This is a genomic window from Mycolicibacterium elephantis DSM 44368, from assembly GCF_004014805.1.
Lineage (GTDB): Bacteria > Actinomycetota > Actinomycetes > Mycobacteriales > Mycobacteriaceae > Mycobacterium > Mycobacterium elephantis.
In genome coordinates this window covers 1-11,462 of the sequence record NZ_ATDN01000042.1, presented here as the reverse complement: position 1 = coordinate 11,462, position 11,462 = coordinate 1, and the positions used below count along the sequence as shown (strand labels likewise).

General features: G+C 69.2%; 8 protein-coding genes. 7 read left to right on the top strand and 1 reads right to left on the bottom strand.

The annotated features are described in order from the left end of the window. Positions 1 to 87: 87 nt before the first annotated feature. Entirely contained in the window at positions 88 to 693 is a 606-nt protein-coding gene (locus MELE44368_RS21545) for a TetR/AcrR family transcriptional regulator (protein WP_206613829.1), read from the bottom strand. A gap of 81 nt (positions 694 to 774) precedes the next feature. On the opposite strand from MELE44368_RS21545, the gene MELE44368_RS21540 reads away from it, so the two are divergent. From MELE44368_RS21540 to MELE44368_RS21510, 7 genes are all read left to right on the top strand, one after another. Next, positions 775 to 1,674 carry an oxygenase MpaB family protein gene (locus tag MELE44368_RS21540; RefSeq protein ID WP_128110380.1) on the top strand — a complete coding sequence of 300 codons (900 nt, stop codon included), beginning with the start codon at positions 775 to 777 and terminating at the stop codon, positions 1,672 to 1,674. Positions 1,675 to 1,699: 25 nt separating this feature from the next. Further along, entirely contained in the window at positions 1,700 to 2,587 is an 888-nt protein-coding gene (locus tag MELE44368_RS21535) for a class I SAM-dependent methyltransferase (RefSeq protein ID WP_128110379.1), read from the top strand. Positions 2,588 to 2,698: 111 nt separating this feature from the next. Then, positions 2,699 to 4,516: a type VII secretion AAA-ATPase EccA gene (gene eccA, locus MELE44368_RS21530; protein ID WP_128110378.1), complete on the top strand. Its 1,818-nt coding sequence runs from the start codon at positions 2,699 to 2,701 to the stop codon at positions 4,514 to 4,516. Beyond that, positions 4,513 to 6,045, top strand: coding sequence for a type VII secretion protein EccB (gene eccB, locus MELE44368_RS21525; protein WP_128110377.1), 1,533 nt, complete (start codon positions 4,513 to 4,515; stop codon positions 6,043 to 6,045). The genes eccA and eccB overlap by 4 nt, the downstream gene beginning before the upstream one ends. 46 nt (positions 6,046 to 6,091) lie before the next feature. After that, positions 6,092 to 10,060, top strand: a complete 3,969-nt coding sequence (gene eccCa / locus MELE44368_RS21520) for a type VII secretion protein EccCa (protein ID WP_128110376.1) — start codon at positions 6,092 to 6,094, stop codon at positions 10,058 to 10,060. Beyond that, on the top strand, positions 10,057 to 10,365 hold the full coding sequence (locus MELE44368_RS21515; protein ID WP_128110375.1) for a PE family protein: 309 nt from the start codon (positions 10,057 to 10,059) through the stop codon (positions 10,363 to 10,365). The genes eccCa and MELE44368_RS21515 overlap by 4 nt, the downstream gene beginning before the upstream one ends. A gap of 2 nt (positions 10,366 to 10,367) precedes the next feature. Then, the coding region (locus tag MELE44368_RS21510; RefSeq protein ID WP_164890194.1) for a PPE family protein at positions 10,368 to 11,462 on the top strand (1,095 nt) is incomplete at its 3' end.

Here is an 11,462-nt window from a genome sequence, read left to right as displayed (position 1 = left end):
AAACCTCCACGGTCAGGAAATGTTTCCCTGACCGTATGAATCCGCCCGAGAGATTCGCGCCAGAACGTCGATCTCGGCGCGAACTAATCAGGCCTGCGCGAGCACCTCGAGGGTCGTCGCGAGCTGCTCGACGAGTTCGTCGGGCTCGAGGTCCACGTCGCCGGACAGCCACGCGCTGATGGTCTGACTGACCCCGCCGACCGCGAAGTGCGCGCCGGCCCTGGTGCGGTCGTCGTCCCCGGCGCCCAGCGCACCGGCGTGCTGAAACAGCAGCTCCGCGAACAGGGCCGTCGACTCCGCGCGTTTGCGAACGATCACCGTGTTCGACAGCTCGACGCTGAACAGCAGCCGGCCCACCCGGGCGTCGGCGGCGATGCTGTGCACGATGTTGGCCATGCCCGCCCGAGCCTGTTCATCCGGCGGCGCCGACGCGACGGCGGCCTGGGTGGTGGTGGCAAGGTCGGCGACCACGCTGTCGAACACCGCGCCGACGAAGTCGTCCTTGTCCGAGAAGCTCTCGTAGAAGTAGCGCACCCCCAGCCCGGCCTGCGCGCAGATGGCGCGCACGGTCAGCTCGGCGGGGTCCTGCTCGCCGGCGCCGAGCAGGTCCAGGCCGGCGTCGAGCAGCCGGCGTCGCCGCTCGGCGAGGCGGTCGGCGGCGTCGACGCCGCGGTAGGGCCTGACCTGTGCCATGCCCAACATCTTGACACCCGTCAGAGGGGTGCGGCAATATCAGGAAACAGACGTTCTCACATTTGCCGATAGGGGTGACCAATGACGGTCAGCGAGCCGATCCAGCACGTCGAGCGGGCGGTCAGCGATGCGCCCCGGCCGGCCCCGGTCGCCAAACCCAGGCGCGGAGCCGGTTTCGACGACGGGCTGATGGGCATCGCGCTGCTGGCGGGCCCGGCCAACGTGATCATGCAGCTCGCCCGCCCGGGCGTCGGCTACGGCGTGATGGAGAGCCGGGTCGAGAGCGGGCGGGTGGACCGCCATCCGATCAAGCGGGCGCGCACCACGTTCACCTATCTCGCGGTCGCGACCCAGGGCACCGACGAGCAGAAGGCCGCCTTCCGGCGTGCGGTCAACCGGGCCCACGCCCAGGTGTACTCGCTCGACGACAGCCCGGTGAAGTACAACGCCTTCGACAAGGACCTGCAGCTGTGGGTGGGGGCCTGCCTGTACAAGGGCGGCGTCGACGTCTACCGGCTCTTCGTCGGTGAGATGGACGAGGAGACGGCCGAGCATCACTACGAAGAGGGCATCACGCTGGGCACGACGCTGCAGGTCCCCGAGGACATGTGGCCGAAGGACCGCGCGGCCTTCGACAAGTACTGGCAGGAGTCGCTGGAGAAGGTGCACATCGACGACGCGGTGCGCGAGTACCTGTGGCCGATCGCCGCGGGCCGCATCCGCGGGGTCAAGCTGCCGGGCCCCATCCAGCGCCGGATCGACGAGTTCAACCTGCTGATCACCGGGGGCTTTCTGCCTCAGCGGTTCCGCGACGAGATGAAGATCGAGTGGAACGCCGACAAGCAGCGCCGCTTCGACCGGGTGATCGCGGTGCTGCGCACCGTCAACAACCTGCTGCCGCGGTTCGTCCGGCAGTTCCCGTTCAACGTGCTGCTCAAGGATTTGGACTGGCGCATCCGGACCGGCCGCCCGCTGGTGTGAGCCGCCGGGGGCGTATAACCGCAGTGTGCGCACCGACGACGACAGTTGGGACATTACGACCAGCGTCGGCTCCACCGCCCTGTTCGTGGCCGCGGCGCGGGCACTGGAGGCGAAGAAGCCCGACCCGGCGGCCGTCGACCCGTTCGCCGAAATCTTCTGTCGCGCGGTGGGCGGACAGTGGGCAGACCTGCTCGACGGCGACGCCCCCGATCACCCGCTGAACTCCGACTTCGGCGTCGACTTCGTGAACTTCCAGGGCGTTCGGACCAAGTACTTCGACGGCTACTTCCGCGCCGCCGCCGACGCCGGAGTGCGCCAGGTGGTGTTGCTCGCCGCCGGCCTGGACTCCCGCGCGTACCGGCTGGACTGGCCCGACGGCACGGTGGTGTACGAACTGGACCAACCCGAAGTGCTGAGGTTCAAGCGGGAGGTGCTGGCCGAGCACACACCGAAGGCCAACCGCCGCGAAGTCGCGGTGGATCTCCGCGAGGACTGGCCGCAGGCCCTGCGCGACAACGGATTCGATGTTTCGGCGCCGTCGGCGTGGATCGCCGAGGGGCTGCTGATCTATCTGCCCGCCACAGCGCAGCGGCAACTGTTCAGCGGTATCGACGCGCTGTCGGCGGCGGGCAGCCACGTCGCCGTCGAAGAGGCCTCGCCGATGGACTCCGCCGCGTTCGAGGCCAAGCGGGAAGAGGAGCGCGCCGCCGGCGAGGAGGGCGCCTTCTTCACCCTGGTCTACAACGAACAACACGAACCCGCCGCCGAGTGGTTCGGCGCGCGTGGCTGGCGCGCGCACCCGACGCCGCTACCCGAGGCGCTGCGCGCGAGCGGCAGGCCGGTTCCACCGCCCGACTCCGAAGCGAGCTTGATGACGAACACGATTTGCCTGGTCAGTGCGATAAAAGGGTGAGGTCTCTCACTGCGGTGGCCGGACCGTAAGTCTCGACAAGTTAGCTTATGCAATGCTAACTTCAGCCGAAGTTTGCGTTGCCATATCGAGGCTTGAGGGAGACGACGGGGCATGCCCCTTTCGACGGGAATTGCCGCTGCGGCCCGGGTCGACCGCGATGTCGTCAGCCGGTTCGCCACGTGTTGCCGGGATCTGGGACTGTCCGTCCACGACCGGCGACGTCCGACCGACCTCGCGGCCGCCCGCGCGGGGTTCGCGGAACTCACCCGCATCGCCCACGAGCAGTGCGACGCCTGGACGGGACTGGCGGCGGCCGGGGACACCAGCGTCAGGGTCATCGAGAACGTGTGGCGGACCGTCGAGACGGCCGGGGTGCTGCAGGGTCAGATCGAGCTCGCCGAAGGCGATCTGGCGTTCACCTACGACACCGGGCTGTACCTCCGGTTCAGCGCGGCCACGGCGGACGACTTCGCGCTGGCCTACGCCGTCGCGCTGAGCGACGCAGGCGATTTCGCCGCGGCGGACGAGCTCGTCGAACCGCTCATCGACAGACGGCCCACCTGGCAACAGGCCCGCTGGGTGCGTGTCGCGATGTACTACCGCACCGAACGCTGGTCCGACGTCGTGCGGCTGCTGAGCCCGATCGTCAACGACACGACGTTGGACGAGACGTACGCCCATGCGGTGCGCATCGCGCTGGGCACCTCGCTGGCGCGGCTGGGGATGTTCGCGCCGGCCCTGTCGTATCTGGAGGAGCCCGGCGGCCCGATCGAGGTCGCCACGGTGGACGGCACCCTGGTCAAGGCGCTGTCGTTGCGCGCACAGGGCGAGGACCTCGACGCGGCCGACGTGCTCGCGGAACTCTACGCCGCCAACCCCGAGAACGAAGAGGTCGAGGTGGCGCTGTCGGACGGCTCGTACGGCATCGTGCCGACGACGGCGGCACGCATCGAGGCGCGCACCGATCCGTGGGATCCCCAGACCGAGCCCGACGAAAGCGAATTCGTCGACCCCGGCGCCAAGGAACGCAAGGCGCACCTGCTGATAGAGGCCGAGGCCGAACTCGCCGAGTTCATCGGCCTCGAAGAGGTCAAATACCAGGTGGCCCGGCTCAAGAGCTCGGTCGCCATGGCGATCCGCCGCCAGGAACGCGGGCTGACCGTCGCCAACCGCACCAACCACCTGGTGTTCGCCGGACCGCCCGGAACCGGTAAGACGACCATCGCGCGCGTCGTCGCCAAAATCTATTGCGGCCTGGGCATTCTCAGAAAAGAGACGGTACGTGAGGTGCATCGCGCGGACCTGATCGGTCAGCACATCGGCGAGACCGAGGCCAAGACCAACGCGATCATCGACAACGCGCTGGACGGGGTGCTGTTCCTCGACGAGGCGTACGCGCTGGTGTCGACCGGCGCCAAGAACGACTTCGGCCTGGTGGCCATCGACACGCTGTTGGCGCGCATGGAGAACGACCGTGAGCGGCTGGTCGTGATCATCGCCGGCTACCGCAAGGACCTCGATGCGTTCCTCGACACCAACGAGGGGCTGCGGTCCCGATTCACCCGGAGCATCGACTTCCCTTCGTACACACCGCATGAGCTCGTCGAGATCGCGGTCCGCATGGCCGAGAAGCGGGACAGCATCTTCGAACCGGCCGCACTCACGCACATGGAGTCGCTGTTTGCGAAGCTCGCCGACGGGACCACGCCGGACGCCAACGGGGTGGCCCGACGCGATCTCGACATCGCGGGCAACGGCCGCTTCGTCCGCAACCTGGTCGAGCGCTCCGAGGAGGAGCGCGAGTATCGGCTCGACCACTCCGATGCCACCGAGTTCACCGATGAAGAGTTGATGACGATCATCGACGAGGACGTGACCAGATCAGCCGTGCCGTTGCTGCGCGGACTCGGCCTGACGGTGCCCGGATGACCACTCCCGACAATCAGGGCGCAGACCGCCGCGGATTCAGCTCGCGCACGCCGACCAATCACAACCCGGATCATGTCGTCTACCGGCGCGGCTTCGTCACCCGCCACCAGGTGTCGGGATGGCGGTTTGTCATGCGTCGCATCGCATCCGGTGTCGCCCTGCATGACACCCGCATGCTCGTCGACCCGCTGCGCACCCAGTCGCGTTCGGTTCTGGTCGGTGCGCTGGTGCTGATCACCGGGTTGGCCGGCTGCTTCGTCTTCTCGCTCATCAGGCCGGGGGGCGAGCCGGGTAACGATGCGATCCTCGCCGACCGCACGACGTCCGCGCTCTACGTCCGCCTCGGCGACACACTGCACCCGGTGCTGAACCTGACGTCCGCCCGGCTCATCGCGGGCCGTCCCGACAACCCCACGATGGTGAAGAGCGGCGAGCTCGACCAGTTCCCGCGCGGCAACCTGGTCGGTATCCCCGGTGCCCCGGAACGCATGGTGCAGAACGCTGCCCGCGACGCGGATTGGACCGTGTGCGACGGTGTTTCGGGCCCGGCAACGGGTGTGACGATGATCGCGGGCCCGCTGACCGACGGCGGCGAACGGGCCGGGGTGCTGCCCGACGACAATGCCGTCCTGGTGCACAACCCGAACGGACCGAAGGCGGGCACCTGGCTGCTGTGGAACGGCAGGCGCAGCCCGATCGACCTGAACGACCGCGCGGTCACCAGCGCGCTCGGGTTCGGGTCCGCGACGCCGGACGCCCGCCCGATCGCGCCAGGCCTGTTCAACGCGATACCCGAAGCGCCCGTGCTGAGCGCGCCCGCCATCCCCGGTGCCGGCGAGCCGCCCCGATTCGACCTGCCGGTCGCGGCGCCGGTCGGGGCAGTGGTGGCGTCCTACGACGCGGACAACACGCTGCGTCACTATGCGGTGCTCAGCGAAGGGCTGCAACCCATTTCGCCGGTGGTTGCGGCGATCCTGCGCAACACCGACTCGTTCGGGCTGGATCAGCCGCCCCGGCTGGGCGCAGACCAGATCTCGCGTCTTCCGGTCGCCAGCGTGATCGACGACTCGGCTTACCCGCGCAGGCAGGTGACGCTGGTCGACGCCGGCTCCGCACCGCTGACGTGTGCGCAGTGGACCCGGCCCGCCGACGCCACGGCCGGCACGCTCGAACTGCGATCGGGCGTAACCCTTCCCGTTTCCGAAGAGCTGCGCAGCGTCCCTCTGGTCGGGGCCGGATCCGGCGGGACCGCCGACCGTGTCGTGATCACACCGGGCAGCGGCTACCTGGTGGAGAGCGGCGGCGCGTACTTCTGGCTCGCCGACACCGGTGTGCGGTACGGCCTCGACACCGACAGTGACGAAGACACTCTCGCAGCGCTGGGGCTCAATCCGCCGCCGCTGCCCATACCGTGGTCGATGCTGAGCCAGTTCGCACCGGGGCCGACGCTGTCTGCGGCCGACGCGTTGCTGGCCCACGACGGGCTGGCCGCCGACCCCCGACCCGCCGTCGTGAGGGAGTCCCCGTGAGCGAAGCCCGTAAGCAAAGCGCCGCGAGATCCCGGGAGGACGGCGCGTGAGCCGGCTCATCTTCGAAGCGCGCCGGCGCATCCCGCCGCCGCCGACGCGCAAGGGCACCATCACCATCGAACCGCCGCCGGAACTGCCTCGGCTGGTGCCGCCGTCGCTGCTGCGCCGGGTGCTGCCCTATCTGATCGTCATCCTCATCGTCGGGATGATCGTGGCGCTGGTGGCCACGGGCATGCGGCTGATCTCGCCGACCACACTGTTCTTCCCGTTCGTGCTGCTGCTGGCGGCGACCGCGCTCTACCGCGGCACCGACAACAAGATGCGCACCGAGGAGGTCGACGCCGAGCGCGCCGACTACCTGCGCTACCTGTCGGTGGTGCGTGACAACGTGCGCGCCCACGCGGCCGAACAGCGCGCGGCCCTGGAGTGGTCGCATCCGGATCCCGCCAGGCTCGCCGACATCCCGGGCACCCGGCGGCAGTGGGAACGTGACCCCGGCGACGCCGATTTCCTGCTGGTGCGCAACGGATTACATGATGCGCCGCTCAACGCGACGTTGCGGGTGAAGGACATCGCGAACGAGATCGATCTCGAACCGGTGTCGCACACCACGTTGCGCGGCCTGCTCGATGTGCAGCGCACCGTGCGTGCCGTGCCGTCGGGTCTCGACCTGACGAAGGTGTCGCGTCTGACCGTGCTCGGTGAACCCGATGACGTCCGGGCAGCGCTGCGCGCCTGGATCACCCAGGCCGTGACGTGGCACGACCCCGCCGTGCTCGGGGTGGCGCTGCTGTCACCGCACGTCGAGGATCCCGAGTGGTCATGGCTGAAGTGGTTGCCGCACAACGACGTTCCGGGAACCGTCGACGGTGCCGGCCCGGCCCGTTATCTCAGCAGCGACGTGGCGGAACTGCGGTCGTTGCTGGCGCCGGCGCTCGAGGACCGGGCACCGTTCGGCGCGACGGCCGAGACCGGCGTCAAGCACCTGCTGATCGTCATCGACGATCCCGACGTCGACCCCGCCACACTGGTGCCCCGCGGCGGGCTGTCGGGGGTGACCGTGGTGCACCGATCCGAGGAACCCCCGCACCGCGAACAGTACGTCGACCCGGAGCGGCCGTTTCTGCGCCTTGTCGACGGCCGGCTCGAGCGCTGGCAGACCGGCGGGTGGCAGCCCTACGCCGATGCAGCGGACCAGCTCGACGTCGCGACCGCGCGCCACGTCGCGCGGCGGCTGTCGCGGTGGGACTCCAACCCCAACCACGCCCGCACGAGCAACGCCGGGGTGGCGACGTTCACCACCCTGCTCGGCATCCCGGACGCCGCGGCGCTGGACGTGGCCAGCCTGTGGGCACCGCGGCCACGCGAAGAAGAGCTGCGGGTGCCGATCGGCGTGACGGCAACCGGCGACCCGCTGATCTTCGACCTCAAGGACGAGGCCGAAGGCGGCATGGGGCCGCACGGGCTGATGATCGGCATGACGGGATCGGGCAAGTCGCAGACCCTGATGGCGATCCTGTTGTCGCTGCTGACCACCCACTCGGCCGACCGGCTGATCGTCATCTACGCCGACTTCAAGGGTGAGGCCGGCGCCGACATCTTCCGCAACTTCCCCCAGGTGGTCGCGGTCATCTCCAACATGGCCGAGAAGCGTTCGCTGGCAGAGCGTTTCGCCGACACCCTGCGGGGCGAGGTGGCGCGACGCGAACAGCTGCTGATGGAGGCCGGCCGCCGGGTGCAGGGCAGCGCGTTCAGCTCGGTGCTCGAGTACGAAGCCGCAATAGCCGCCGGCCACGACCTGCCGCCGCTGCCCACACTGCTGGTGGTCGCCGACGAGTTCTCGCTGATGCTGGCCGACCACCCCGAGTACGCCGACCTTTTCGACTACGTGGCGCGCAAGGGCCGCTCGTTTCGCATCCACATCCTGTTCGCGTCGCAGACCCTGGACGTGGGACGGATCAAGGACATCGACAAGAACACGTCGTACCGTATCGGCCTGAAGGTCGCCAGCCCCGCGGTCAGCCGCCAGATCATCGGCGTGGAAGACGCCTTCCACATCGAGGCGGGCCCCGAGCACAAGGGCGAGGGGTACCTGGTGCCGAATCCCGGTGCCGCGCCGGTGAAGTTCCGCAGCACCTACGTGGACGGCATCTATGACCCACCCCGGGCCGAGAAGTCGGTTGTCGTGCAATCGGTTCCGACTCCGCAGCTGTTCACCGCGGGCCATGTGGAAGCCCCTGCCGACACGGTGACCGTCGTCGAACCCGCCGCGCACGAGGACCGGCCGCCGCGCAAGCTCGTCGCCACCATCGGCGATCAGCTCGCGCACTACGGACCCAGGGCGCCACAGCTGTGGCTGCCACCGCTGGACGAGCCCATCGCGCTCGACGGGCTGCTGGCCCGCGCGGATGTGCCCGAAGGCCAATGGCGTTGGCCGCTGGGCGAAATCGACCGGCCGTTCGCGATGCGCCGCGACCCGCTGATCTTCGACGCCACGTCGGCGGCGGCCAACGTGCTGATCCACGGCGGGCCGAAGTCCGGCAAGACGACCGCGCTGCAGACCTTCATCCTGTCCGCCGCCGCGCTGCACTCACCGCGTGAGGTCACGTTCTACTGCCTGGACTACGGCGGCGGCCAACTGCGTCCGTTGGAGGACCTGGCGCACGTCGGCAGCGTGGCGTCGCCGCTGGAGCCCGAGCGGATCCGCCGCACCTTCGGCGAGCTGGAACAGCTGTTGCAGGCCCGACAAGCCCGCGGGCACAACGGTTCGGGTGAGCGCGACGAGTACGGCGAGGTGTTTCTCGTCATCGACAACCTGTACGCATTCAGTCGCGACAACACCGACATGTTCAACACGCGGAACCCGTTGCTGACCAAGGTCACCGAGCTGGTCAACACCGGGATGACCTACGGCATCCACGTGGTGGTCACCACGCCGAACTGGCTCGAGGTGCCGTTGGCCATGCGTGACGGGCTCGGGCTGCGGCTGGAGCTCAAGCTGTCCGATCCGCGCGACAGCAACGTGCGCATCACCGGTGCGCTGCGTAGGCCCGCGGAGTCGGTGCCCGCCGACCAACCGGGGCGCGGCCTGACGATGGGAGCCGAGCACTTCCTGTTCGCCGAACCGGATCTGGCCGATATCGCGGTGATCAACGCCCGCCACCCGGGCGTCACCGCACCTCCCGTGCGGCTGCTGCCGCATGACCTGGCGCCCGACGTGGTCGCGCCGCTTTACCCCGCCCCCGAGCGGGTGGTCATCGGCCAGCGCGAGGAGGACCTGGCACCGGTGTCGGTGGAGTTCGCAGGCAACCCGCTGCTGATGGTGTTCGGCGACAGCAAGTCCGGCAAGACCACGCTGCTGCGCCACCTCATCAGGACGATTCGCGAACACTCCACCGCCGACCGGGTGGCGTTCACGGTGATCGACCGTCGCCTGCATCTGGTCGACGAACCGCTGTTCGCCGACAACGAGTACACCCCCAACATCGACCGGGTCACCCCCGCCATGCTCGGTTTGGCCGGTCTTCTCGAAAAGCGGCGTCCACCCGCGGGTTTGACTCCGCAGCAGCTCGCCGAGTGGAGCTATCGGTCCGAGGAGAACGGTCACATTCACTATCTGATCGTCGATGACGTCGACCAGATTCCCGATGCGCCCGCCGTCAGCGGCCCCTTCGTCGGGCAACGGCCGTGGACGCCGCTGCTCGGATTGCTTTCGCAGGCCAGCGAACTGGGGCTGCGGGTCGTCGTCACCGCCCGCGCCACCGGCTCGGCGCACGCGTTGATGACCGCGCCGCTGCTGCGCCGGCTCAACGAGCTGCAGGCCGCCATCCTCATGTTGTCGGGCAACCCGCAGGACAGCGGCAAGATCAGGGGCCATCGGTTCCGCCGGCTGCCCGCCGGTCGGGCCATGCTGCTCGACGACGGCGATGACGCCACATTCCTGCAACTCGTCAACCCCCTCGCCGACGCAGTTGCCGGCAACCCGAGAGACACAGGAAGGGAGTTCAACCGATGACCCTGCGCGTTGTTCCCGAAGGCCTGACCGCGGCCAGCGCCGCCGTCGAGGGGCTGACCGCACGGCTGGCCGCCGCCCACGCCGCGGCCGCACCTCTTGTCACCGCCGTCGTGCCACCCGCCGCCGACGCCGTCTCGCTGCAGACCGCCGCCGGCTTCAGCTCCCATGGGGCGGCCCACAACACGATGGCGGCCCAGGGTGTCGAGGAGCTGGGACGTGCCGGCGTGGGCGTCGGCGAGTCCGGCGCAAGCTATGCCGCCGGTGATGCGATGGCCTCCGCGTCGTATCTGGTGTCGGGTAGCTGACCATGACCGCCCCCATTTGGATGGCGCTTCCTCCGGAGGTGCATTCAGCGATGCTGAGCAGCGGCCCCGGGCCGGGATCGCTGTTGGCCGCTGCGGGGGCGTGGCAGTCGCTGGCCACCGAGTACTCCACTGCCGCAGCGGAACTGACCAGCCTGCTGGGGGCCGTGCGAAGCGGTGCGTGGGAGGGGCCGAGCGCCGAGCGGTACCTCGCCGCCCACACCCCGTATCTGGCTTGGCTTGCGCAGGCCAGCGCCAACAGCGCGGCGAGCGCCGCTCAGCATCAGGCGGCCGCGGCCGCGTACTCGACGGCCTTGGCGACGATGCCCACACTGGCCGAGCTGGCCACGAACCACGCCACGCACGCCGTGCTGGTCGCCACCAACTTCCTTGGCATCAACACCATTCCGATCGCCCTGAACGAGGCCGACTACGTGCGGATGTGGATTCAGGCCGCGACGACGATGAGCACATATCAGGCGGTCGCGGGGGCCGCGGTGGCGGCCACGCCTACCACCCCGCCGGCCCCCTTCGTGCTGATGCCGGGCGTGGGGGAGGCCGGAGCGTCCGCGGCGACGGCGCAACAGTCCATGGCGCAGCTGACCGCGGCCGATTCCGGTTCCGCGCTTGCCAACTCGGACATCATCGCGCAGCTGCTGCGGTTCGTCGGGCAGATCTTCCAAGCCTACGGGCAGTACGTCTATCAGCTGTTCGAACCGATCATCAACTTCATGGCCGACCCGATCGGCAACACCCAGCAGCTGATCGTTGGGCTGCTGACCAACCCGGGCCCGACCCTGGTGGCCTACGGCCCGTTCCTGTTCGCCGTTGCCTACCAGGCGGTTTCCTGGGTGGGTGCGTCGGTGACCTATCCCAACCTGCTGCTGACGACGTGGATGGCGCCGCTGGCGCTGGGCATCGGTGGGTACTTCCTGCACCAGTACCTCAACCCGCCGTCACCGCCCGTGCCGGAAGCCGCGCCGGCGCCGCAGCAGGCCCCTGCGGCCTCGCCCGCGCCCGCGCAACGCGCGGAACCGATGCCGCTGGCGGCCACGGTCGCCCCGACGGTGCCTGCCGCTCCCGCGGCCCCTGCCGCATCG